Raw genomic sequence first — 24166 nt, 5'->3', positions numbered from 1 at the left:
ATGCAGATTTCGGTAAATGAGTTCCTGACCCCCCGTCACATCGATGTGCAGGAGGTCAGTCCGACCCGCGCCAAGATCACCCTCGAACCTCTCGAGCGTGGCTTTGGCCATACCCTGGGCAACGCGCTGCGTCGCATCCTGTTGTCCTCCATGCCTGGCTGTGCAGTAGTCGAGGCCGAGATCGATGGTGTACTCCATGAGTACTCCGCGATCGAAGGTGTGCAGGAAGATGTCATCGAGATCCTGCTCAACCTGAAAGGTCTGGCTATCAAGCTGCACGGCCGTGACGAAGTGACCCTGACTCTGGCTAAGAAGGGCCCGGGCGTAGTTACCGCTGCCGATATTCAGCTGGATCACGATGTCGAAATCGTCAATGGCGACCACGTAATCGCCAACCTGGCCTCCAATGGCGCGCTGAACATGAAGCTCACCGTGGCTCGTGGTCGCGGCTATGAGCCGGCTGACGCGCGTCAGAGCGACGAAGATGAAAGCCGCAGCATTGGTCGCTTGCAGCTGGATGCTTCGTTCAGCCCTGTGCGTCGGGTTGCTTACGTGGTGGAAAACGCCCGTGTCGAGCAGCGTACTAACCTGGACAAACTGGTTATCGACCTGGAAACCAACGGTACTCTGGACCCTGAAGAGGCTATCCGTCGTGCCGCGACCATCCTGCAGCAGCAGCTGGCCGCGTTCGTCGACCTCAAAGGTGACAGTGAGCCAGTGGTGGTCGAGCAGGAAGACGAGATTGATCCGATCCTGCTGCGTCCTGTCGATGACCTGGAACTGACCGTACGTTCGGCCAACTGCCTCAAGGCAGAGAACATCTACTACATCGGTGACCTGATTCAGCGCACCGAAGTAGAGCTGCTCAAAACCCCGAACCTGGGCAAGAAATCCCTGACCGAAATCAAGGATGTTCTGGCTTCTCGCGGTCTGTCCCTCGGTATGCGCCTCGACAACTGGCCGCCGGCAAGTCTGAAGAAAGACGATAAGGCCACTGCCTGATCGTCATCATCACCGAACGAACAAGTTTGGTAAGGAATTGAACCATGCGTCATCGTAAAAGTGGCCGTCACCTCAGCCGCACCAGCGCTCACCGCAAGGCCATGTTCCAGAACATGGCGGTCTCGCTGTTCGAGCACGAGCTGATCAAAACTACCCTGCCGAAAGCCAAGGAACTGCGTCGCGTTGCCGAGCCGCTGATCACCCTGGCCAAGGAAGACAGCGTTGCCAACCGTCGTCTGGCCTTCGACCGCACCCGTTCGAAAGCTATCGTAGGCAAGCTGTTCAACGATCTGGGCAAGCGCTACGCCACCCGTAACGGCGGCTACCTGCGCATCCTCAAGTGCGGTTTCCGCGCTGGCGACAACGCTCCGATGGCTTACGTTGAACTGGTCGACCGTCCGGTCGGCGGTTCGGTAGAAGCTGCCGAGTAAGTTGCTGGTTGTACAAGAAACCGGGCCTCGTGCCCGGTTTTTTGTTGCCTCTGATTCGCCGAGTCGGTGATGGGGCCTTTGTGGTGTGAATATTTTTCCGCACGTATTGTTTGATATTGTGTACGGCATGGTGCTCGGGTAAGGTGCGGCAGTCCCCGCTTCGCCGCTGCGCCGGCCCCAACAAGAACAATTGCTGATCATGTCCGAACCTACTGCTTTGAGTCTCATCCCTCCTGTCGTTGTCCTGACCCTCGCCATCTGGTTGCGTCGCCCTATCCTTGCCTTGCTGGTCGGTGCCTGCAGCGGTCTGTTGCTGCTCTCGCCCCAGGATGCGCTGGGTAGCTTCGCGGAAATCTCGCTGAAGGTTATGCAGGACGAAACCATCGGTTGGCTCATCCTGGTGTGCGGCAGCTTCGGTGCGTTGATCGCCCTGCTGGTGCGTACCGGTGGTGCCCTGGCCTTCGGTCGCAGCGCGCTGAAGCTGGCCAAGGGGCGTCGCTCCTCGCTGTTGATGACTTTCGTGCTCGGCGTGGTGATCTTCGTCGACGACTACCTCAATGCCTTGACGGTGGGCGAGACCATGAAACGCGTCACCGACCGTTTCAGTGTTTCGCGCGAAAAGCTGGCTTACGTGGTGGATTCCACCGCTGCACCGATTTGCGTACTGGTTCCGCTGTCCACCTGGGCGGTGTTCTTTGGCGGCCTGCTGGAGAACAATGGCATCGCCGAGAGTGGTCAGGGCATAAATGTCTATATCCAGGCCATTCCCTACATGCTTTACGCCTGGGCTGCGGTACTGCTGGTGTTGCTGGTGGCTGCTGGGTTGTTCCCGGATATCGGGCCCATGCGCAAGGCCGAGTTGCAGGCGCGCCACGGCTCCGCCGGTGCCATGCACGTTGGCGAGCTGAGCCCCGAGCACAATTACTCGATGAAATCACTGGAAGAGGAGTTCGAGGGGGCCGACAAGGAGGGGGGCAAGCTGCATAACTTCCTGGTGCCGCTGGCCATGCTGGTCGGCTTCACCGTGTATTTCGACATCGACGTGTGGATGGGCATGATCGCCACCATGTTGCTGACTCTGCCGTTCTATCTGGTACAGCGCTTGATGCCGCTTTCAGAGATGCTCGATCAGATGGTCGACGGCTTCAAGACGATGCTTCCGGCCATCGGCATCTGCGTGGCGGCTTTCGTCTTCAAGGATGTCTGCGATCAACTGATGCTGCCGCAGTACGTGGTCGAGACGCTCAAACCTTACATGACGCCGCAGATGCTACCGGCCATGGTGTTCCTGTGCATGGCGGTGCTGTCGTTCGCCACTGGCTCGTCCTGGGGCATCTTCGCCGTGACCATCCCGATCGTCATGCCCCTGGCCTATGCCCTGGGTGCGGACATTCCACTGGTGATCGGCGCACTGATGTCGGCCGCCGCCTTTGGCAGTCAGGCCTGCTTCTACAGCGACTCCACTGTTCTGGCGGCGCAGGGCTCGGGCTGCAACCTGATCAGCCATGCGATCACTCAGTTGCCTTATACGCTGGTCGCCGCCGCAGCGGCTTTTGTGGGCTTCATTATCGTCGCCTGAATCTCGTTGCTCATCCTTGGAAAAGCGGGCCCTGGTTGCCCGTTTTTTCATGGCGTGCTCGAAAGAAAATAACTATCGCGCCGTTACGCTTCATGAATTGGTTCGCTTGGCAAAGCGGGTCTAGGCTTGTCCCATTGTTGGTCGCACTCGCTGGGACCGACCCGATGAGGAGAAGGAGAGAACCATGTCGAACCAAGGTAAATGTCCGTTCAACCACGTCGCTGGTGGAGGCACGACCAACAAAGATTGGTGGCCGAATCAGCTGCGTGTGGATTTGCTCAATCAGCACTCCGACCGATCCAATCCACTGGGTGAAACATTCAACTACGCCGAAGCCTTCAAGAAGCTCGATTACAAGGCACTCAAGGCTGATCTGGTCAGGCTGATGACCGACAGCCAGGACTGGTGGCCCGCCGACTTCGGTCACTACGGGCCGCAGTTCATCCGCATGGCCTGGCACTCTGCCGGTACCTATCGCACCACCGATGGCCGTGGTGGTGGCGGCCGTGGCCAGCAGCGTTTCGCGCCGCTCAACTCCTGGCCGGACAACGTCAACATCGACAAGTCGCGTCGCCTGTTGTGGCCGATCAAGCAGAAGTATGGCCAGTCCATTTCCTGGGCCGACCTGTACATCCTCGCCGGTAACGTCGCACTGGAATCCATGGGTTTCCGCACCTTCGGCTTCGGTGCCGGTCGCGAAGACGTCTGGGAACCGGATCAGGACGTCAACTGGGGCGCCGAAGTCGCCTGGCTGGGTGTCGACCCCAAGCGCGTCAATGACGAACGCGAGCTGACCGCACCCTTCGGCGCCACCCACATGGGGCTGATCTACGTGAACCCGGAGGGCCCCAATGCCAGCGGCGACTACCTGGCCGCAGCCAAAGACATTCGTGCCACGTTCTATCGCATGGCGATGGACGACGAGGAAATCGTCGCGTTGATCGCTGGCGGCCACACCTTTGGCAAGGCACACGGCGCAGCGCCGGAGTCGCACAAGGGACCGGAGCCCGAGGCCGGACCTATCGAAGCCCAGGGCCTGGGTTGGACCAGCAACTTCGGCAGTGGCTTCGGCAAGGACACGGTTTCCAGTGGCCTGGAAGTGACCTGGACGAAGACGCCGGCACTGTGGAGCAACAACTTCTTCGAGAACCTGTTCAAGTTCGAATGGGAGCTGACCAAGTCGCCAGCTGGCGCAAAGCAGTGGGTGGCCAAGGATGCACCGGAGATCATCCCGGACGCGCACGTGCCGGGCAAATTCCACAAGCCGACCATGCTCACCACCGACCTGACCCTGCGCTTCGACCCTGAGTTCGGCAAGATCTCCAAGCACTTCTATGAAGATCCGCAGGCCTTCGCCGATGCCTTCGCGCGCGCCTGGTACAAGCTGACCCACCGCGACATGGGACCGAAAGCCCGTTACCTGGGCCCGGAAGTGCCGAAAGAGGACCTGATCTGGCAAGACCCGCTGCCTGCTGCCACCCACAACCCGAGCGCTGCCGATATTGCCGATCTGAAAGCGAAGATCGCTGCTTCCGGGCTGTCGGTGGGTGATCTGGTGTCCGTGGCCTGGGCTTCGGCCTCGACCTTCCGCGGTGGCGACAAGCGCGGCGGTGCCAACGGTGCGCGCCTGGCGCTGGCGCCGCAGAAGGATTGGGCTGCCAACCAGCGGGCGATCAAGGTGCTGCCGAAACTGGTGGAAATCCAGCAGGCATCCGGCAAGGCCTCCCTGGCTGACGTGATCGTGCTGGCCGGTAATGTCGGTGTCGAACTGGCCGCCAAGGCTGCCGGTGTAACGGTAGACGTGCCTTTCGCGCCGGGCCGTGTCGATGCGCGTCAGGATCAGACCGATGTCGACTCCTTCGATGTGCTGGAGTCTGCCGCCGATGGTTTCCGTAACTACAGCAAAGGCAACCTGGGCGTGCCCACCGAGACGATGCTGATCGACAAGGCGCAGATGTTGACACTGACCGCGCCGGAGATGACTGCACTGGTCGGCGGCCTGCGTGTGCTGGGTGCCAACCACGACGGCAGCCAGCATGGCGTGTTCACCGACAAGGTCGGCGTGCTGTCCAATGACTTCTTCGTCAACCTGCTGGATATGGGCACCGTATGGAAGGCAGCCGATGACAGCAATGAAGTATTCGAAGGACGTACACGCAAGGATGGGCAGGTGAAATACACTGCCACCCGCAACGACCTGGTGTTCGGTTCAAACTCGGTACTGCGTGCCTACGCCGAGGTCTATGCCAGTGCTGACGGCAAGGAGAAGCTGGTCAAGGACTTCGTCGCCGCCTGGACCAAAGTGATGAACCTGGATCGCTTCGATCTGGCCTGAGCCTGAGTGGCGCACCGACGGTGCGTCAGTGAACCGCAGCGCCTCCCTCGTGGAGGCGTTGTGCTTTTGCTTGACCGAACCGGGCCTCAGGCGGAGCATTGCCCTCTGCTCACGAACGCAACAAGGATTGCCGGCATGAAAGGCCATAGCGAAGTCATCGACTATCTCAAATACCTGCTCAAGGGCGAACTGGCTGCGCGCGACCAGTACTTCATCCATTCGCGGCTGTATGAGGATTGGGGCTTCAGCAAACTCTACGAGCGCATCAACCACGAGATGGAAGAGGAAACCCAGCACGCCGATGCCCTGCTCAAGCGCATCATCTTTCTTGAGGGCGTGCCGGACATGGCACCCAACCCCTTCAAGTACGGGCAGACCGTGCCCGAAGCGCTGAAGCTGGATCTGGCGCTGGAATACGAAGTGCGCGCTGCCCTGAGCAAGGGCATCGAGCTGTGCGAGAAACACCAGGATTATCAGACCCGCGACATCCTCATGGTCCAGCTCAAGGACACCGAGGAAGACCACGCCTACTGGCTGGAGATTCAGCTGCAGCTGATCGACAAACTGGGGCTGGAGAAGTACCTGCAGAGCCAGATGTAATGTAGGGTGCGCCGTGCGCACCGATACTTGGGTTGAGGTGCGCGCAGCGTACCCTACGGTGGGTTGTCCATCATGAAAGAGCCCCGCATGTGCGGGGCTCTTTCTTGTCAGGCGCGGTCGCGTTCCAGCAATGGCTTGAGGAAGTGCCCGGTATGCGATGCCGGGTTGTCGGCCACGTCTTCCGGTGTGCCGGTGGCGATGATCATGCCACCCTTGGAGCCGCCCTCAGGGCCAAGATCCACCAGCCAGTCTGCGGTCTTGATCACGTCCAGGTTGTGCTCGATCACCACCACGGTGTTGCCGTGGTCGCGAAGACGGTGCAGCACATCCAGCAGTTGCTGGATGTCCGCGAAGTGCAGGCCGGTGGTCGGTTCGTCGAGGATGTACAGGGTCTTGCCGGTATCGCGCTTGCTCAGCTCGCGACTCAGCTTGACCCGCTGCGCCTCGCCGCCGGACAGGGTGGTCGCGCTCTGGCCCAGCTTGATATAGGACAGGCCGACGTCCATCAGCGTCTGCAGCTTGCGGGCGATGGCTGGTACAGCGTCGAAGAAGGTGCGGGCCTCCTCGATGGTCATGTCCAGCACTTCGGTGATGCTCTTGCCCTTGTACTTCACTTCCAGGGTTTCGCGGTTGTAGCGCTTGCCCTTGCACACGTCGCACGGCACGTAGATGTCCGGCAGGAAGTGCATCTCCACCTTGATCACGCCATCGCCCTGGCACGCTTCGCAGCGCCCGCCCTTGACGTTGAAGGAAAAGCGGCCCGGGCCATAGCCGCGCGAGCGTGATTCCGGCACGCCAGCGAACAGCTCGCGAATCGGTGTGAACAGGCCGGTATAGGTGGCGGGGTTGGAACGCGGCGTGCGGCCGATCGGGCTCTGGTCGATGTCGACCACCTTGTCCAGATGCTGCAGGCCGTCGAAGGAGTCGTGCGGCGCCGCTTCCAGGGTGGTCGCACCGTTCAGTGCCGTGGCGGTCAGCGGGAACAGGGTGTTGTTGATCAGCGTCGACTTGCCCGAGCCGGACACGCCGGTGACGCAGGTAAGCAGACCTACCGGAATCTCAAGATCGACATTGCGCAGGTTGTTGCCCCGTGCGCCCTTGAGCTTGAGCAGTTTCTTTTTGTCGCGCGGGGTGCGCTGCGCTGGATAGCGGATCTTCTCGCGGCCGGACAGGTATTTGCCAGTCAGCGAGTCGGGGTGATTCATCACCTCGTCCGGCGTGCCTTCGGCCACGATGCGTCCGCCGTGCACGCCAGCGCCCGGGCCGATATCGACCACGTAATCGGCCATGCGGATGGCGTCTTCGTCGTGTTCGACCACGATCACCGTATTGCCCAGGTTGCGTAGATGGTTGAGGGTGCCCAGCAGGCGCTCGTTGTCGCGCTGGTGCAGTCCGATGGACGGCTCGTCGAGGATGTACATCACGCCCACCAGACCGGCACCGATCTGGCTGGCCAGGCGGATACGCTGCGCTTCGCCGCCGGACAGGGTGTCGGCGCTGCGGTCCAGGGTCAGGTAGTCGAGGCCGACGTTGACCAGGAACTGCAGACGCTCGCGGATTTCCTTGAGGATCTTCTCGGCGATCTCGCCGCGGCGGCCGGTCAGGTGCAGGTTGGCGACGTAATCGCAGGCATCGCCGACCGGCAGGCCGGTCACTGCCGGCAGGGTCTTCTCGCCGACCCACACATGCCGTGCTTCACGGCGTAGGCGCGTGCCACGGCAATCGGGGCAGGGCTGGGTGCTGAGGAACTTGGCCAGCTCCTCGCGCACGCTGGCCGACTCGGTCTCGCGGTAGCGCCGTTCGAGGTTGGGAATGATGCCCTCGAAGGGGTGCGAACGTTTGACGATGTCGCCGCGGTCGTTGAGGTACTTGAAATCGACACTCTGCGCACCGCTGCCGAACAGAATGACTTTCTGGTGTTCGGCGGCCAGCTCGTCAAAGGGCTCTTCCAGGCTGAAGCCGTAGTGCGCGGCCAGCGAACCGAGCATCTGGAAGTAGTAGACATTGCGCCGATCCCAGCCGCGTATGGCGCCTTCGGCCAGGGTCAGTTCGCCATTGACCAGGCGCTTGACGTCGAAGAACTGCTTCACGCCCAGGCCATCGCAGGTCGGACAGGCGCCGGCCGGGTTGTTGAAGGAGAACAGCTTGGGTTCCAGCTCGCTGATCGAGTGGCCGCAATGCGGGCAGGCGAAGCGCGCGGAGAAGATGATCTCTTCGCCAGGCTCATCATCCATGGGGGCGATCAGGGCGATACCGTCGGCCAGGCCGAGCGCGGTTTCGAAGGACTCGGCGAGGCGCTGCTGGAGGTCTTCACGGACCTTGAAACGGTCCACCACCACATCGATGGAGTGCTTCTTCTGCTTGTCCAGCTTGGGCAACTCGTCCAGTTCGAACAGCTTGCCGTTGACGCGTGCGCGGACGAAACCCTGGGCGCGCAGCTCCTCGAATACCGACAGGTGTTCGCCTTTGCGCTCGCGGATCACCGGCGCCAGCAGCATCAGCTTGCGACCTTCCGGCAGGGTCAGCACCTGGTCGACCATCTGGCTGACGGTCTGCGCTTCGAGTGGCACATCGTGATCCGGGCAGCGCGGAATGCCGGCGCGGGCATAGAGCAGGCGCAGGTAGTCGTAGATTTCGGTGATGGTACCGACGGTCGAGCGCGGGTTGTGCGAGGTGGATTTCTGTTCGATGGAAATCGCCGGTGACAGGCCTTCGATGGTGTCGACATCAGGCTTTTCCATCATCGACAGAAACTGCCGGGCGTAAGCCGACAGCGACTCGACGTAACGGCGCTGGCCTTCCGCGTAAAGGGTATCGAAAGCCAGAGAGGACTTGCCGGAGCCGGACAGACCGGTGATCACGATCAGTTTGTCGCGCGGCAGGGTCAGGTCGATGTTCTTGAGATTGTGGGTACGAGCCCCACGGATCAGAATCTTGTCCACTTAGGGAACCTCTAAAAGCTATCTGCGTTGCAAGCGCTGCGTTGAAAGTAGGCTCAGAATGCTCATTTACAGCTCGTAAACTGCGCTTCTTCGCCTACTTTCGCCTTGCGCTAGCTGCCTCGCTAACGCTTTTACAGGCTCCCTACAACGGCCTCGCTGGGCGGGCGGAAAACGGTCGAGTATAGGGCCTGGCGCTACCCTGCGGCAAAGTGTGCGCCTGTGCCGAAACGACGACGGCTGCTAGAATCGCCGGCTGATTTCCTCAGGGTTTATTCGATGCACGATCCGCACAGCGAGCGCATGAGTAGTAGCGAGACCCGCGCGGCCGGCGGCCTGGCTATGGTGTTCGCGTTTCGTATGCTGGGTATGTTCATGGTACTGCCGGTGCTGGCCACCTACGGCATGGATCTGGCGGGCAGCACGCCTGCGCTGATCGGCCTGGCCATCGGTGCCTATGGCCTGACCCAGGCTGTGCTGCAAATTCCCTTCGGCATGCTCAGTGACCGTATTGGCCGACGTCCGGTGATCTACGCCGGCTTGCTGATTTTTGCTGCAGGCAGCGTGCTGGCGGCCAATGCTGATTCGATCTGGGGCGTGATCGCCGGGCGTGTGCTGCAGGGCGCCGGTGCGATTTCTGCAGCGGTAATGGCGCTGTTGTCGGATCTGACCCGTGAGCAGCACCGGACCAAGGCCATGGCCATGATCGGCATGAGCATTGGCCTGTCGTTCGCTGTGGCCATGGTCGTTGGTCCGCTGCTGACTCGCGCCTTTGGTTTGTCCGGGCTGTTCTGGGCGACGGCGGTGATGGCGTTGCTCGGCATTCTGATCGTCGCCGGCATCGTGCCGAAAGACGCTGGCCCGCTGCAGCATCGTGAATCAGGCGTGGCGGCGCAGGCGCTGTGGCCGACCCTCAGGCACACCGACCTGCTGCGTCTGGACTTCGCCATCCTGGCTCTGCATGCGGTGCTCATGGCCAGTTTCGTCGCCCTGCCGCTGGCGCTGGTGGAGCAGGGCGGGTTGGTCAAGGAAGAGCACTGGTGGGTGTATCTCACCGCGCTGTTGATCGGTTTCTTCGGCATGGTGCCGTTCATCATCTATGGCGAGAAAAAGCGCCAGATGAAGCGCGTGCTGCTCGGTGCTGTCAGCGTGTTGTTGGCTTGCGAGCTCTACTTCGCCTTCTTCGGCAGCAGCCTCCGGGCGCTGGTACTGGGTATCGTGGCGTTCTTCACAGCCTTCAACCTGCTCGAAGCCTCGCTGCCGTCGCTGGTCAGCAAGGTGGCGCCGGCAGGCGGCAAGGGCACTGCGATGGGCGTCTATTCCACCAGCCAGTTCCTCGGCGCAGCCTTGGGCGGCATTCTCGGCGGCTGGCTTTACCAACACATAGGCCTGAGCGGTGTGTTCATCGGCTGCGCCGCGCTCTGTGCAATTTGGCTGGCTATTGCTGTTACTATGCGCGAACCGCCGTACGTGACCAGTTTGCGCCTGCCGCTCGATGCCGCGGCACTGGCCGATGTCGGACTGGTCGAACGCCTCAAGGCAACGCCGGGAGTGGCGGACGCCGTGGTGGTGGTCGACGAAGCGGCCATCTATATCAAAGTCGATACCCAACAAGTGGATCGCACGACGCTGGAAAGCCTGATCATATCGGCACCAGCGGCGTGCCGAGTCTAGGAGAACGTTATGGCCCGTGGGGTTAACAAAGTCATTCTGGTCGGTACCTGCGGCCAGGACCCGGAAACACGCTACCTGCCCAGCGGCAACGCGGTCACCAACCTGAGCCTGGCCACCAGCGAGCAGTGGACCGACAAGCAGACCGGGCAGAAGGTCGAGAAGACCGAATGGCACCGCGTCGCCCTGTTCGGCAAGGTCGCCGAGATCGCCGGCGAGTACCTGCGCAAGGGTTCGCAGGTGTACATCGAAGGCAAGCTGCAGACCCGCGAGTGGGAAAAGGACGGCATCAAGCGCTACACCACCGAGATCATCGTCGACATGCAGGGCACCATGCAGCTGCTGGGTGGACGTCCGAGCGGTGATGAAGGCGGCGCCCCGCGTCAGTCGCGTCCGGCCCCGCAGCGCGAGCAGCAACAGGCCCCGCGTCAGGAGCGTCCGGCTCCGCAGCAGGCCCAGCCAGCGCCTGACTACGACAGTTTCGATGACGATATCCCGTTCTAAGCGCGCTATCGAGCCGATACGAAAACCCCGAGCCAGGCTCGGGGTTTTCTTTTTTGTGTCAAATCAGGCCTTCGGCCTTCAGGGCTTCGATCACCTTCGGGCGGGTGCCAATACGCGAGCGGTATGCCTGCAGGCTCGGCCAAGGGGCGAGGGAGAAACCGACCGGCCCTGCCCAGCCCAGAACGGTGAACAGGTAGCCGTCGGCCACGGTGAAGCGATCACCGAGCAGAAACTCGCTCTCGCCGAGTTCGCCGACCAGCCAGTCGAGGCGCTTGTTGAGCAGGGCCTGCGCCGCCGCCTTCCAGTCTTGGCTCTGCGCCGGGTTGAACATGCTGGCGAGCGGTTTGTGCAGCTCGCTGGAGATGAAGCTCAGCCAGCTCTGCAGTTCGTAACGCGCTTCGCTGCCATTGGTCGGGGCGAGGCCGCTCTCGGGCTTGAGGTCGGCGATGTATTGCACGATCGCCGCGCCTTCGGTCAGCACCTTGCCATTGTCCAGTTGTAGGGCGGGGATGTAGCCCTTGCCATTTACCTGCATGAAGTTTGCGCCCGACTCTGTGTGCTTGGTCTGCAGATCGACGGCTTCCATCTCGAATTCGATACCGGCTTCGCGCAGGGCGATGTGTGGCGAGAGTGAGCAGGCGCCGGCTTTGTAGTAAAGCTTCATGCGAGATTCCTTGTGTTCATGGGTGGAGGATGGGCGCGAAAGAGCTTACTCTTTGCTTTCTTTTGAGCAAGTACCCACCTACTGGTAAGTATTGGAGTCGCTGCGATGCCCGATAACGTCCGCCTCGGCAATGTATTCAGTGGCGTTTGCCCGGCGCGTCATGTGCTCGCAGTGATCGCCGACAAGTGGTCGCTGCTGCTGATCCACGCGCTGGCGCATGGCGGCACCTTGCGCACCGCCGAGTTGCGTCGGCGTGTCGAGGGCATCTCGGAGAAGATGCTGATTCAGACGATTCGCCGCCTGGAGCGCTTTGGTCTAGTCGCACGCCAGGCCTACGCCGAGGTGCCACCTCGCGTGGAGTACTCGTTGACGCCGCTGGGGCATTCGCTCAGCGAGCCGATTCGCGCCATCGACCACTGGGTGGAGCGCAATGTCGCCGAGATCACCCGGGCGCAGCAAGCCTTCGATCAGGCCGGAGAACCTGCTACCGATCCACTGCAGCGCGTGATTGCAGGGTGACGACACCGGGTAAAACCAGCAGAATATCGGCCATCATCGCCGCCACACCGGCTGGCAGAACAATTCTGGAGTCACCCGAACCACCATGCGAATGCGCCTGATGCTGCTGGGCGGCGGTAGCGCCCTGGGGCAAGCGCTGATCCGTCTTGGCGCCGAGGAAGACATCGGCTTCCTCGCGCCACGCCCGCCGGAAGACGGTTGGGACGCCGCCAGTCTGACCGAGCTGCTCGACGAGACCCGCCCGGATGCACTGATCAACCTGGCCTACTACTTCGACTGGTTCCAGGCCGAGTCGGTGGTCGAGTCGCGCCTGCATACGCAGGAGCGCGCGGTGGAGCGTCTGGCAGAGCTGTGCCAGCACCATTCCATCGTGTTACTGCAGCCGTCCAGCTATCGGGTCTTCGATGGTTCGCGGGTTACTGCTTACAGTGAAAAGGAAGAGCCGATCCCCCTCGGGCTGCGTGGCCAGGCGCTATGGCGTCTGGAGCAGAGCGTGCGAGCGATCTGTCCGCGTCATGTGTTGCTGCGCTTTGGCTGGCTGCTCGATGACAGTCGTGAGGGACTACTGGGGCGCTTTCTGCTGCGCGCCGAGCGCGATGATGCCCTCTATCTCGCCGATGACCGGCGCGGTAATCCGACGCCGGTGGACGATGCTGCGCGGGTGATTCTGGCGGTGCTCAAGCAGCTCGATTGCGAGTCGCCCCTGTGGGGCACCTATCATTACGGAGGCCATGAAGCGAGTACGTCGCTGAGCCTGGGGCAGGCGCTACTGAGTGAGGCGCGTCACTATCGCAGCAATCTGGTCGAGGATATCGCGCCGCAAGCGCACGCCGCTCGTCCGGATGCAGTCGATGAGCCGCAACACGCCGTGCTGGCCTGCAAGAAGATTCTTCACACCTTCGGCATTAAGCCGCGCGCTTGGCGCTCTGCTCTGCCGACTTTACTGGATCGTTACTATCGCCATGGCTGAATTTCTCGTAACGGGTGGTGCGGGCTTTATCGGCTCGAACCTGGTCGACGCCTTGCTGGCCGCTGGGCACGGAGTGCGCGTGCTGGACAATCTGTCCATGGGCAAGCGCAGCAACCTGCCGCTGGACAACCCGCGTTTGCGCTTCATCGAGGGCGACGTCGCCGATGCCGAGGTGGTCGCGCAGGCGATCGCGGGTTGCGCAGGTGTGGCGCATCTGGCAGCGGTAGCGTCGGTGCAGGCCTCGGTGGATGATCCGGTGTCCACTCACCAGAGCAATTTCATCGGCACCCTGAATGTCTGCGAGGCCATGCGCCAGCATGGCGTGCGACGCGTGGTCTATGCCTCCAGCGCGGCCATCTATGGCAACAACGGCGAGGGCGTGGCCATCGACGAAGCGACCGCCAAGGCGCCGCTGACGCCCTATGCGGCCGACAAGCTGGCCGGCGAGCACTACCTGGATTTCTACCGCCGCCAGCATGCTCTGGAGCCGGCGGTGTTTCGTTTTTTCAATATCTTCGGGCCGCGCCAGGATCCATCATCGCCGTACTCCGGGGTGATCAGCATCTTCACCCAGCGCGCGCAGCAGAGGCTGCCGATCAGCGTCTTCGGTGATGGTGAGCAGACTCGCGATTTCTTTTATGTCGGTGATCTGGTCGTGCTGTTGATGCAGGGCTTGCTCAGTGAGCAGGTGATGAGTGATCCGCTCAATGTGGGGTGGAGCCAGGCGGTAAGCCTCAATCAATTGCTGGCTGAGATCGGCGTGCTTTGCGGCGGTTTGCCGCCGGTGACGCACTTACCGGCACGTGCTGGCGATATTCGCCATTCGCGTGCTGACAATACGCGCTTGCAGGCTAACTACCGCATGCCAGAGCAGACGCCGCTGCGTGAAGGATTGCGCCAACTGCTCGGGCTGTAAGCTGTCGGACACGTGAGGCGCCGCGACGGTTAGATCCCGTGGCTGGGCCGTTCCGCATGCGCTGTGCGCGGCGAAAAATGCGCCTTCATCGGTGCGCGCGGCGCACCCTACGCATAGCCGAGCTATCGGCGTGCTATCCGGAGCACGCACCGTAGGGTGCGCCGTGCGCACCAACGGTTGCTTGAGCTGCGCATCGGGGAAATGAAAAAGCCGGCATTTGCCGGCTTTTTCATTTCTGCGAGGGCTGTCAGAACTTGTAGCCCAGGCCGACCATGTAGATGAGGGGGTCGACGTCCACGTCGACCTTGGCCCGTACGCCAAGCGCAGTGTTGTCGACGTAAGCGGTGGTGTCGATATCGATATAGCGCACCTGTGCGTTGATCATCAGGCTGTCGGTCAGCATGTAGTCGGCGCCTACCTGCCAGGCGAGACCCCAGGAGTTCTTGGCGCGGAAGTTGTTGAAGCCATTGGCGCTGGCAGCGCTCCCGACGTGCTCGTCGAAGATCCAGGTGTAGTTGATACCGGCGCCAACATAGGGCTGGAAGGCCGATTTGGCGTCCAGCGGGTAGTACACCAGGCTCAGGGTCGGTGGCAGGTGCTTGAGAGAACCCAGCTTGCCATTGGCTGCATCGAGGACGGTGCCCTTGATCTTCACGTCGTGTTCGAACGGCGTTGCCGCCAGCAACTCGATGCCCAGATTGTCGGTGAGCATGTAGGCGAAGTTCAGGCCCAGCTGGGTGTCACTGCTCATGGTTGCCTTGCCGCCCAGGTCTGTGCCGGCGAGACCGCCACGATCGACCTTGACGCTGGACGAGTCGGCCTCCGGATTGACAGTGATAGCGCCTGCACGGATGAGGATATCGCCAGCCTGATGAGCTTGTGCGACAGGGGCGGCGATGGCCAAGGCCAGCAGTGAGGCAGTGAACAGTGATTTGTACATAGCGAGCTCCAGTTCGAGTCGGTTGTGTCTTTGGCTGAAATCAATGCTAAGCCAAGCAACGATCAACTTTTTGACCTGGCTCAATAGATCGGCGAGCTCTGCTGCGGTGTTTTGTCCATTGCTTCGAATGCGTCTGTAGATGATAATGTTTCTCTTTTTGAAGCAAGCCTGTCTGTCGAGGACCCTCTGCGCATGAATCGCTTCCCCCTCCGTTCCCTGGCCGTGGCACTGATGCTCAGCAGCGGCTCGCTGCTTGCCGCGCCGCTGGATGCTGCGCTTGACGAAAGCCAGCGCCTGGCCGCCGAGGCGAAAGCCTCTCAGGGCCGTGTCGAACAGCTGGATGACGCCAGCCGCGAGATGCTCAATGAGTACCGAAATGCCCTGCAGCAGGCTGAGGCTTTGAAAGGTTATAACAGTCAACTTCGTGGTCTGGTCGAAGCCCAGCGTCAGGAGTTGGCCAGTTACCAGAAGCAGCTCGATGGCATCGAGCGTACCCAGGAAGCGGTGAGCCCGCAGATGGTCAAGATGGTCGAGGTACTGGGCGAGTTCATTGCCGCGGATCTGCCGTTCCTGCCTGAAGAACGCGAGGATCGTCTGGCTCAGTTGCAGGATTTGTTGCCGCGTGCCGACGTCAGTCTGGCCGACAAATATCGCCGCATCCTCGAGGCCTACCAGATCGAAAGCGACTACGGTCGTACCCTGGAAGCCTGGCGTGGCGAGCTGAACCAGGCCGATGGCGGCTCGCGTAGCGTCGAGTTCCTGCGTCTGGGCCGCAGCATGCTCTATTACCAGACCCTCGATGCCCACGAGAGCGGCTGGTGGAACCCGCAGGCCAAGGCCTGGGAAGTGCTCGACGGCAGCGCGCGTCGTCCGCTGACCCAGGCCATCGCCATTGCCCGTCAGCAGCAGGCGCCCGCCGTGCTGTCCCTGCCGATCAAGACCCTGGCCGAGGAGGCCGCACAATGAGTCGTCGTGTTGTAGCCGTACTGGCGCTCAGCCTGTTGCCGGCACTGGCCGCAGTGGCCGAAACCCTCAACCCCGATCAACTGCTGCAGCGCATTCGCAGCGAGCGCGCTGCCGAAGTCAGCGCCATGCAGGAGCGCGAGCAGGCGTTTCTCGCCAAGCGCAGTGAGCAAGCGCAACTGCTAGCCGCTGCCCGCTCTGCGCTGAATACCCAGAAAGCCGAAAGCGAGCGCCTGAAAGCCGAGTTCGATCGTCAGGAGGCCGAATTGGCCGAGCAGGAAAAACTGCTGGCGCAGCGTGTCGGTCACCTCGGTGAACTGTTCGGTGTGGTGCGCCAGAGTGCCGGTGATGTTGCCGGGCAATGGCAGGATAGCCTGCTCAACGCTCAGTATCCGGAGCGCCTGAAGCGCCTCAAGGCATTGGCTGAAAGCCGCTCGCTGCCGTCCGCCGAAGACCTCGACGGCTATTGGATGCTGCTGCTCGAAGACCTGGCTGCCAGCGGTCGTATCGAGCGCCTGCAGTTGCCGGTGGTGAATGCCGATGGTTCGCGCCAGGAGCAGCAGGTGCTGCGTGTCGGCGCGTTCGCCGTATATGGCGAAGATGCCTTCCTGCGCTACGACGCCGATGCCGGGCAACTGGTGGCGCCGCCGCGTCAGCCATCTGGCCTGGGCCAGGTCAAGGACTACCTGAGCAGCACCGATGCACTCGCCACGCTGCCCATCGACCCGAGCCGTGGCAGCCTGCTGGCGCAACTGCAACAACAGCCGACCCTGTGGGATCGCCTGCAGCAGGGCGGTCTGGTCGGCTGGGTGATCGTCGTGCTGGGTGCTTTCGGCCTGCTTCTGGCTGTGTGGCGCATGGTCTATCTGGGACGTGTTGGCAGTGGCGTCAAGGCGCAGATGCATGACCTCAGCGCGCCACGCAATGACAATCCATTGGGCCGCGTGATCGGCGTGCTGGGTAACAAGCCGCAGCTGGCTGATCTGGAGACCCTGGAGCTGAAGCTGGACGAAGCGATCCTGCAGGAGACGCCACCGCTGGAGAAAGGCCAGGGTCTGCTCAAGCTGCTCGCCGCCGTTGCACCGTTGCTCGGCCTGCTGGGCACCGTGACCGGCATGATCGTGACTTTCCAGGCCATCACCCAGAGTGGTGGCGGCGATTCACGCCTGATGGCTGATGGTATTTCCCAGGCGCTGGTGACCACCGTGCTCGGTCTGGTGGTGGCCATCCCGCTGCTGTTCCTGCACAGCTTGCTGGCCAGTCGCAGCAAGGGCCTGATCCAGATTCTGGAGCAGCAGAGCGCCGGTCTGATTGCACTGCACCTGTCAGGAGCGCCGCGCCGTGACTGATCTGTTCGCCTTCTGGCTGCGTGCAGTCGACAGTGGCTATGCACTGCTCGACTTCATGGGGGCCGGCGGCGTGGTGATGTGGGCGCTGGCGGTGCTCTGCGTGGTGTTCTGGACGCTGGTGTTCGAGCGTTTCTGGTACATGCGCAAAATCTTCCCGCGCTGGGTGCAGGAGCGCCGCGAGGCCTGGCAACAGGTGCTGGCCGATGACAACGGCAACTGGCAGCGCGCCGTGCGCCTGGCCTGGCTGGCGCAGGCGCGCCAGCAACTGGCGGCGCCGCTGCGCCTGGGCAAGACCCTGGTGGCGTTGTATCCGCTACTGGGCCTGCTCGGCACCGTGCTGGGCATGATCGCCGTGTTCGATGTGCTCGCGCTCAACGGCACCGGTAACCCACGCGGCATGGCCGCAGGCGTGTGGCAGGCGACCCTGCCGACCATGGCCGGCATGGTTCTGGCCATTCCTGGATTGTTCAGCCTGGCGCGTCTCGAACGCGAAGCCAGCCAGGCCATCGAGCGGCTGGCCGACCAGCTGCGTCACGACTGAGATCGCCCAACATGAGAATGCGTCGTCACCACCAGCAGGACGAAGACACCGGTATCGACCTCACGCCGATGCTCGACGTGGTCTTCATCATGCTGATCTTCTTCATCGTCACCAGCTCCTTCATTCGTGAGTCAGGGGTCGAGGTGCAGCGCCCGCAGGCGGAAACCGCCAGCCCGCAGGACAAGGGCAACATCCTCATTGCCGTGACTGCTGACGGGCAGATCTGGATGGACAAGCAGCCAGTGGACATTCGCAGCGTGCGCGCTCACGTCGAGCGCATGCGCGTCGATCAGCCGGAAGGCGCTGTGGTGGTGCAGGCCGATCAGGATGCGCGTACCGGCCTGGTCGTCCAGGTGATGGATCAGGCGCGTCTGGCCGGCGTGCAGGATGTCGCCCTGGCTGCCGGTAGCGGAGTCAACTGATGCGCCTGCCGCTGTCTTTCCTCGGCGCCTGCCTGATGGCCTTGGGTCTGTTCGCCCTGATGCTCTATATGGTCGCGCCACCGAGCGCCAAGGTGAATCAGGACCCGGTCAGCGTGGCCAACTTTGTGCGCATGGATGGTAACGCCAGCGAGACGGCCAGCCGTACCCGTCAGCAGGCACCGCAGCCGCCGCAGCCGCAAACGCCGCAGCCGCCCACGCCGCCGACCCCGCAAACGGCCACGCCGAATGCCAACCTGCCAGCGCTGGATATCCAACTGCCCAGCCTGGCCAGTGGTATTGCCGTCAACAGCGCGCCGGCACCAAGCCTTTCCGGCCTTGCGCCGGGTGCTCCGGCTCCGACGCCGCCGAGCGAGGCCGCCGAATCCGGCGGGCAGATGGGCGGCATGGAGAGCGAAGTCATGCCGCTCAACGACGTGCGCCCGGAATACCCGCGTTATGCGCTGCAGCGTGGCATCGAAGGTTTCGTCAAACTGGCTTTCACCATCAACCGCTCCGGCAACGTGGAGAACATCCGCGTGCTGGAGGCCAACCCGCGTAACGTTTTCGAGCGCGAAGCGCGCCGTGCCGCATCTCGCTGGCGCTTCGCGCCGCGTACCGAGGGTGGCCTGGCGGTGGACCGCGAAGCGGTTAAAACCCTCTACTTCCGTCTGGAAAGGAGCTGACATGTACCGTTGGTTGTTGCTCGTGTTGCTCAGTGCTGCGGCCGTGCCAGGCATGGCCCAGCAGACCGTCGACCCGGCCGTGTTCAAGGCACTGAACACGGCGCAGGCCGCGCAGCAGAAGGGTGACTATGCCGCCGCAAGGCACGCGCTCGATGGCGTCCAGGCCAAGAGTGGCAGTTTCGAGGAAGCGCTGGTCTGGCGCAGCAAGGCCTATGTGGCCTGGTCCGCCGGCAACAACGGTCAGGCCATCGACTGGTTGGACAAGGCCGTGCGCAGCGGCAAGCTGGACGCCGAGATGCTGGCCGGCGAGCGTCTCAATCTGGCCAAGCTCAATCTGGGCGAGCGCCGCTACGCCAAGGTCGTCGAGCTGCTGGCGCCGAATCAGGCCAGCGCCTCCGAAGAGGTGTTGCAGATGCTGGTGCAGGCCTACCAGGGCATGAGCCAGCCGGCCAAGGCGTTGCCGCTGGCCGAGCGCTACGTGCAGGCCAATCCCAATGCGGCGGACATCTGGCTGCAGTTTCTGGTGGGGGCCAACGCCGATCTGAAACGCTACGCCCAGGCTGAGCGCTGGCAACGTCAACTGCTGGTGCGCCAGCCGAATGATGCCAAGGGCTGGCGCCAACTGGCCGGTCTGCAGCAGATGGCTGGCAGCAACGACAAGGCGCTGGCGACCTTGCGTGCGGCGCACAGCAAAGGCCTGCGCTTCAGCGAGTCGGAGCTGGACAATCTGGTGTTGCTCGCCGGTGCTGCGGATCAGCCCTGGCAGGGCGCCAAGCTGCTCGCCGGGATGCTCGACAGCCGCCTGCTGACCAACACCGCTGCGCGCCAGGAGCGCCTGGGTCTGTTCTGGTGGCAGGCGCGTGATCGCTCCGCTGCAGTGCGCGTGCTGCGGCCGTTGGCCGAGCGAAGCGGTAACGGCAAGCACTGGCTTTACGTCGCTCAACTGGAGCTGGAGCAGTCGCGCTGGCAGGCCGGGCTGGATGCGCTGGCGCGCGCCGAACGTGGCGGCGCCGAGCGAGCCAAGGTGCGTTCGTGGCGGCAATGGGCCGAAAGCGAGTTACGTTTCGAGCAGGAGAACCGGGTCGCCAGTCGCAGTTGAGTCGTTCGTCGGTGCGCACGGCTCATCCTACGTGGAGCCACCATCCGTAGGGTGCGCCGCGCGCACCAAGTAAAAAGCCAGACCCGGTGTCTGGCTTTTTCTTGGGTGGCGTATCGGTAGGAGCGGCGGGCGGCGTTCCGATTTATCCGCTAATCATTTCGCGGCTGAAGCTGCTCCTACAGCCACACCTACGAATGCCCCGGCAGGACTCAGTTATCGGGCAGTTCGTAGGCGTAGATCTTGTTCGCTTCCATCTGGTAACCGACCTCGGCCAGCTCGCTGCTGACGTGTTCGGTCTTCAGCGGGCCTTCCACCCAGAACGGCTGGTACAGCGCGTCGAGCAGCACGCCGAGTTCGCTGGTGACATGCACGATCTGGTTCGAAGGCGGTGGCGGCACGTGGATGCAGGCCCCGAAGTAGGGCACCAGCAGAAACTCCACCACCCGGCCTTCATCAGTCACGTCCAGCGGCACGATATAGCCGGGCAGCTTCACCTGCTGACCGTTGAGTTCCTTGACCACCGGGGCGGCTGGCGATTGCTGCATAGCGGCCGGACCGGACTCGGCCAGCGCGTCAGCCAACTGTGAGAGATCATGGATCGGCGCGGGGTCGATGACCTGCGGCGGAGCATCCGGCGGAATCAGCTCGGACCAGGTGAGTTCGCGCACATCAGCGGCGGCCAGCGGCAGTGCCAGGGTCAGCAGCAGGGTGGCGAGCAGGGGGCGGGACATGAGGAACCTCGTAGTAAGAGCGCCTGCGCAGTGTACGACAGGCGCTCTCAACTTTCCCTCAGAGCCTGATCGACAGCCCATCGGCCAACGACTGCCGATAGGCGCGCCAGGCCGGTACGCTGCCCATCGCCACGGCTGCGGCAAGAATGCCTCCCAGCAGTTTCCACTCGTAACCCGACGGCGCATTGAGTGCCAGATACAAGCCGTAGTTGGCCTGCACAAAGCTCTGGCTGCCGGCGATGCCCAGATAGAGCAGTGCGACACCGAAGGCCACGCCGGCCAGCGCCAGGGCGAAGGCTTCCAGCACCAGCAGGCTGGCGATATGCCAGGGGCGCGCTCCAACGGAACGCAGGATGGCCATCTCCCGACGACGCTCGTTGAGGCTGGTGAGGATCGCCGTGAGCATGCCGATCAGGCCGGTCAGCACGACGAACAGCGAGACCACGAACAGGGCCTGCTCGGCAGTGCCCATCAGGCTCCACAGCTCCTGCAGGGCAACGCCGGGCAGGATCGCCAGCAGCGGCTCGCCGCGGAACTCGTTGATCTCGCGTTGCAGGCTGAAGGTGGCGATCTTGCTGTTCAGACCCAGCATGAAGGCGGTGATCTGCTTGGGTTGCAGGTCCATGGTGCGCACCTGATCCGCGCTGATCTGCGCAGCACCGCGTGCCGGCATGCCGTTCTGCCAGTCGATGTGCAGCGCCTCCATCCCGGCCAGGGAGATATGCAGCGTGCGGTCGACCGGCGTGCCGGTGCGTTCGAGGATACCGACCACGGTGAAGGGCTTGTCGTCATGCTTGACCAGGCTGATGGTGGCGACGCCGTGCGCCAGGACGATCTTCTCGCCGAGGCCGTAGCCCAACGCCTGCGCCACTTCCGCGCCGAGCACCACTTCGAAGGGATCGTCGGCAAACTCACGGCCCTGTGCCAGCTTCAGCGCCTGGCTGCGGGCGTAGCGGTAATGCTCGAAATAGGCGGTGCTGGTGCCCATCACTCGGTAGCCGCGGTGCGAATCGCCGAGGGAAATGGGAATGGCCCACTTCACCTGACGGTGCTCGGCAAAGTGCTCGAAGCTGTCCCAGCGAATGTTGTTGGTGGCGTTGCCGATGCGAAACACCGAGTACAGCAGCAGGTTCACGCTGCCCGAGCGGGCGCCGACGATCAGGTCGGTGCCGCTGATGGTGTTGGCGAAGCTGGCGCGGGCCTCGGTACGTACGCGTTCGACGGCCAGCAGCAAGCACACCGAGAGGGCGATGGCGAACACCGTGAGCAGGGCGGTGAAACGGCGGTTGGCCAGGCTGGCCAGGGCGATGCGGATCAGATGCATCTCAGGCCTCCTGTGGGCGCGTGGCGCGGTTGAGCTCGGCCAGCGACAGGCTGCGGTCGAACAGCGAAGCCAGGCTCTGGTCGTGGCTGACGAACAGCAGGCTGGCGCCGGCAGCGCGGCATTCGGCGAAGAGCAATTGCAGGAAGGCCTCGCGGGCGTCGAAGTCCAGTGCCGAGGTCGGTTCGTCGGCGATCACCAACTCCGGCTGGCCGATCAGTGCACGCGCAGCGGCGACGCGCTGTTGCTGGCCGATGGACAGTTCGTCGGCGCGACGGCCGAGCAAGTCGGCGCGCAGGCCAAGGTGGTCGAGCAGCGCCGCAGCAGCGGTATCGATGCTGCCGTGGCGCTGGCGCGCGCGTTCAGCGCGCAGTCGCGAGAAGCGGCAGGGCAGCTCGACGTTCTCGCGCACGGAAAGAAACGGCAGCAGGTTGAACTGCTGGAAGATGTAGCCGGTGTGATCGACGCGAAAACGGTCTCGGGCGCCGGCCGAAAGCTGGCCCAGGTCCTGGCCGAGCAGGCGGATATGGCCGTTCTGTGCTCGTTGCACGCCGCCGAGCAGACCGAGCAGGGTGGTCTTGCCGCTGCCGCTGGGGCCCTTGAGAAACAGGCTCTCGCCACGCGCCAGGGTGAAATGGGGAATATCCAGCAACTGCGCCTGGCCGGGCCAGGCGAAGCCGAGATCGGCGAGTTCGATCAGAGGTTGGGTCATGTTTTTTTTTGAATCGTCGTTCATGAAAAGCCGGGTAGGGTGGCCTGATTGTCTGAGCCGAGCTCGCGGAAGGCATTCATGCCTGCGGAGCAGGTTGTGCAGGAGGCGCTTTGGTGGCGAGCTTTTTTGCGGCTAAAGCAGGTCGCCACCTGGCCCTCCACAACGCTGGCGCGGAGGGTGAAAAGAGCGTCAGCTGCGCGCCCCGATCCACCCTGCGGCATCAGAAAGACAGACGTGGCTGGGTTGGAGTCAGCTCCACACCCTGCTGGCCGTTCGGGCCGATCAGTTGTACCTGAATCTTCTCGGTGGCGGGGAAGCGTTTGAACAGCTCGGCCAGATCCAGTTGTTTCAATTCGTTGGCCCTGGCGCATTCGAAGCGAAAGTGCGCGTGGATATCGCTGTGTTCGCTCTCATGATCATGATGGTCGTGGTCGTGGTCGTGGTCGTGGTCTGCGTCGCCGAACAGTGGGCTTTCCAGTTCGACCTGAGTGGCCTTGCAGTCGCCAGTGGTCAGGGCGAACAGGCTGATGGGCTGCTCCAGTTCACGTTTGGCTGCCGCGACCTTGGCCTTGTCTGCATCGCTCTTGGCGGCATGTTCGAAGCCGACCAGGTTCATCGCCGGACTTTCGAGTTGCAGCTCCAGCAGGTTGCCGTCCAGCACGGCATTGAGGCTGGCAACGCCGTGCTCGTGAGCACCCAGGCTGTCGTGGGAATGTTCATGGTCGTGATCGTGGCCGTGCTCTTGCGCCTGGGCGGCGACCAGGGGCAGCAGGGCGAAGGGCAGGGCGAGCAGCAGGTGGCGCATGGTTATCTCCAGCGTAGGTACGATTCAATTGTTACGTTATAACAACTTTCGTGGCGAACTGGCCAGTCTGCCGCTGTCATGGGAGCATGCAGGATCATGACTGGAGGTTGAACATGGTGCGAATACGTGGGCGCATTGGCGACTGGCCGGTGGACCTGACGCTGGAGCTGGATGCCGAGGACTGGGCGCAACTGGCGCAGCAGGTGGCGGTTACGCCGGTCGCCAATGTGATGGCCGCGACTCCCATGACGGATGCGGGGGATGCGCTCTGGCAGACCGCGTTGCAGCTGGTGCGTGAGGCGGGACAGGTCGAGGGGCCACGACTGATGGCGCAGCTGGCTGCGCTGGCGGGGGGCGAAGCTGCAGGCAAGCGCCTGCTGGTGCGCCTGCGTCATTGCGAGCAGATCCGCATGGAAACCGGTGCGGATGCGCCGATCTATCACTGGGTGACGGAGTAGGGCGCCCCGGTT

At 62.8% G+C, this 24166-nt stretch carries 24 protein-coding genes; 17 read left to right on the top strand and 7 right to left on the bottom strand.

Annotation, left to right across the window (positions count from 1 at the left end; genetic code table 11):
- The 5 genes from H3221_RS08115 (at nt 1) to bfr (ending at nt 5947) form a co-directional block, all read left to right on the top strand.
- The gene (locus tag H3221_RS08115) at nt 1–1002 is read left to right on the top strand and encodes a DNA-directed RNA polymerase subunit alpha (protein ID WP_003463273.1); all 1002 of its coding nucleotides are present in this window, start codon (nt 1–3) and stop codon (nt 1000–1002) included.
- Between the two features lie 44 nt (nt 1003–1046).
- On the top strand, nt 1047–1433 hold the full coding sequence (gene rplQ / locus H3221_RS08110) for a 50S ribosomal protein L17 (RefSeq protein ID WP_003243945.1): 387 nt from the start codon (nt 1047–1049) through the stop codon (nt 1431–1433).
- 199 nt (nt 1434–1632) lie between these two features.
- Nucleotides 1633–3012 carry a Na+/H+ antiporter NhaC family protein gene (locus tag H3221_RS08105; RefSeq protein WP_196473351.1) on the top strand — a complete coding sequence of 460 codons (1380 nt, stop codon included), beginning with the start codon at nt 1633–1635 and terminating at the stop codon, nt 3010–3012.
- Between the two features lie 184 nt (nt 3013–3196).
- On the top strand, nt 3197–5347 hold the full coding sequence (gene katG / locus H3221_RS08100) for a catalase/peroxidase HPI (RefSeq protein WP_196473352.1): 2151 nt from the start codon (nt 3197–3199) through the stop codon (nt 5345–5347).
- A gap of 135 nt (nt 5348–5482) precedes the next feature.
- Complete coding sequence (gene bfr, locus H3221_RS08095; RefSeq protein ID WP_196473353.1) at nt 5483–5947, top strand: bacterioferritin; 465 nt, start codon at nt 5483–5485, stop codon at nt 5945–5947.
- Nucleotides 5948–6054: 107 nt separating this feature from the next.
- Here the strand turns inward: bfr and uvrA are convergent, their stop codons facing one another.
- The gene (gene uvrA, locus H3221_RS08090; RefSeq protein WP_192980430.1) at nt 6055–8889 is read right to left on the bottom strand and encodes an excinuclease ABC subunit UvrA; all 2835 of its coding nucleotides are present in this window, start codon (nt 8887–8889) and stop codon (nt 6055–6057) included.
- A gap of 276 nt (nt 8890–9165) precedes the next feature.
- On the opposite strand from uvrA, the gene H3221_RS08085 reads away from it, so the two are divergent.
- Both H3221_RS08085 and H3221_RS08080 read left to right on the top strand, forming a co-directional pair.
- Nucleotides 9166–10560 (top strand): MFS transporter, encoded by a 1395-nt coding sequence (locus H3221_RS08085; protein ID WP_196473354.1) that lies wholly within the window; start codon nt 9166–9168, stop codon nt 10558–10560.
- A gap of 9 nt (nt 10561–10569) precedes the next feature.
- Entirely contained in the window at nt 10570–11061 is a 492-nt protein-coding gene (locus H3221_RS08080; RefSeq protein ID WP_036999696.1) for a single-stranded DNA-binding protein, read from the top strand.
- Between the two features lie 58 nt (nt 11062–11119).
- Here the strand turns inward: H3221_RS08080 and gstA are convergent, their stop codons facing one another.
- Complete coding sequence (gstA, locus tag H3221_RS08075) at nt 11120–11725, bottom strand: glutathione transferase GstA (protein ID WP_196473355.1); 606 nt, start codon at nt 11723–11725, stop codon at nt 11120–11122.
- 105 nt (nt 11726–11830) lie between these two features.
- Between gstA and H3221_RS08070 the strand changes: the two genes are divergently transcribed.
- From H3221_RS08070 to H3221_RS08060, 3 genes are all read left to right on the top strand, one after another.
- Nucleotides 11831–12244 carry a winged helix-turn-helix transcriptional regulator gene (locus tag H3221_RS08070; protein WP_196473356.1) on the top strand — a complete coding sequence of 138 codons (414 nt, stop codon included), beginning with the start codon at nt 11831–11833 and terminating at the stop codon, nt 12242–12244.
- Between the two features lie 85 nt (nt 12245–12329).
- Nucleotides 12330–13214, top strand: a complete 885-nt coding sequence (locus H3221_RS08065) for a sugar nucleotide-binding protein (protein ID WP_196473357.1) — start codon at nt 12330–12332, stop codon at nt 13212–13214.
- Nucleotides 13207–14130, top strand: a complete 924-nt coding sequence (locus tag H3221_RS08060; RefSeq protein WP_196473358.1) for an NAD-dependent epimerase/dehydratase family protein — start codon at nt 13207–13209, stop codon at nt 14128–14130. The genes H3221_RS08065 and H3221_RS08060 overlap by 8 nt, the downstream gene beginning before the upstream one ends.
- A 247-nt stretch (nt 14131–14377) precedes the next feature.
- Here the strand turns inward: H3221_RS08060 and H3221_RS08055 are convergent, their stop codons facing one another.
- Nucleotides 14378–15070 (bottom strand): OmpW/AlkL family protein, encoded by a 693-nt coding sequence (locus H3221_RS08055; RefSeq protein ID WP_196473359.1) that lies wholly within the window; start codon nt 15068–15070, stop codon nt 14378–14380.
- 192 nt (nt 15071–15262) lie between these two features.
- On the opposite strand from H3221_RS08055, the gene H3221_RS08050 reads away from it, so the two are divergent.
- From H3221_RS08050 to H3221_RS08025, 6 genes are read left to right on the top strand one after another with little or no spacing between them, the layout of a single operon-like run.
- On the top strand, nt 15263–16036 hold the full coding sequence (locus H3221_RS08050; RefSeq protein ID WP_196473360.1) for a DUF3450 domain-containing protein: 774 nt from the start codon (nt 15263–15265) through the stop codon (nt 16034–16036).
- Nucleotides 16033–17382 carry a MotA/TolQ/ExbB proton channel family protein gene (locus H3221_RS08045; protein ID WP_196473361.1) on the top strand — a complete coding sequence of 450 codons (1350 nt, stop codon included), beginning with the start codon at nt 16033–16035 and terminating at the stop codon, nt 17380–17382. Before H3221_RS08050 ends, H3221_RS08045 begins: the two co-directional genes overlap by 4 nt.
- Nucleotides 17375–17923, top strand: coding sequence for a MotA/TolQ/ExbB proton channel family protein (locus H3221_RS08040; RefSeq protein ID WP_196473362.1), 549 nt, complete (start codon nt 17375–17377; stop codon nt 17921–17923). The genes H3221_RS08045 and H3221_RS08040 overlap by 8 nt, the downstream gene beginning before the upstream one ends.
- An 11-nt stretch (nt 17924–17934) precedes the next feature.
- The gene (locus H3221_RS08035) at nt 17935–18345 is read left to right on the top strand and encodes an ExbD/TolR family protein (RefSeq protein ID WP_021489595.1); all 411 of its coding nucleotides are present in this window, start codon (nt 17935–17937) and stop codon (nt 18343–18345) included.
- Nucleotides 18345–19028 (top strand): energy transducer TonB, encoded by a 684-nt coding sequence (locus H3221_RS08030; RefSeq protein WP_017675596.1) that lies wholly within the window; start codon nt 18345–18347, stop codon nt 19026–19028. The genes H3221_RS08035 and H3221_RS08030 overlap by 1 nt, the downstream gene beginning before the upstream one ends.
- 1 nt (nt 19029) lies before the next feature.
- Nucleotides 19030–20127 (top strand): tetratricopeptide repeat protein, encoded by a 1098-nt coding sequence (locus H3221_RS08025; protein ID WP_196473363.1) that lies wholly within the window; start codon nt 19030–19032, stop codon nt 20125–20127.
- A gap of 209 nt (nt 20128–20336) precedes the next feature.
- Here H3221_RS08025 and H3221_RS08020 read toward each other — a convergent pair whose 3' ends face one another.
- The 4 genes from H3221_RS08020 to H3221_RS08005 form a co-directional block, all read right to left on the bottom strand.
- On the bottom strand, nt 20337–20858 hold the full coding sequence (locus H3221_RS08020) for a DUF3299 domain-containing protein (protein WP_196473364.1): 522 nt from the start codon (nt 20856–20858) through the stop codon (nt 20337–20339).
- A 58-nt stretch (nt 20859–20916) separates the two neighbouring features.
- Complete coding sequence (locus H3221_RS08015; RefSeq protein WP_196473365.1) at nt 20917–22182, bottom strand: ABC transporter permease; 1266 nt, start codon at nt 22180–22182, stop codon at nt 20917–20919.
- A gap of 1 nt (nt 22183) precedes the next feature.
- Nucleotides 22184–22891 carry an ABC transporter ATP-binding protein gene (locus H3221_RS08010; RefSeq protein WP_196473366.1) on the bottom strand — a complete coding sequence of 236 codons (708 nt, stop codon included), beginning with the start codon at nt 22889–22891 and terminating at the stop codon, nt 22184–22186.
- 220 nt (nt 22892–23111) lie between these two features.
- Nucleotides 23112–23696, bottom strand: a complete 585-nt coding sequence (locus H3221_RS08005; protein ID WP_196473367.1) for a DUF2796 domain-containing protein — start codon at nt 23694–23696, stop codon at nt 23112–23114.
- Between the two features lie 113 nt (nt 23697–23809).
- Between H3221_RS08005 and H3221_RS08000 the strand changes: the two genes are divergently transcribed.
- Nucleotides 23810–24154 carry a hypothetical protein gene (locus H3221_RS08000; protein ID WP_196473368.1) on the top strand — a complete coding sequence of 115 codons (345 nt, stop codon included), beginning with the start codon at nt 23810–23812 and terminating at the stop codon, nt 24152–24154.
- The last annotated feature ends 12 nt before the right edge of the window (nt 24155–24166 follow it).

This window comes from Pseudomonas chaetocerotis, from assembly GCF_015712105.2.
GTDB lineage: Bacteria > Pseudomonadota > Gammaproteobacteria > Pseudomonadales > Pseudomonadaceae > Aquipseudomonas > Aquipseudomonas chaetocerotis.
The sequence above is the reverse complement of the archived record's forward strand: the minus strand, read 5'-3'. Positions and strand labels throughout refer to the sequence as shown.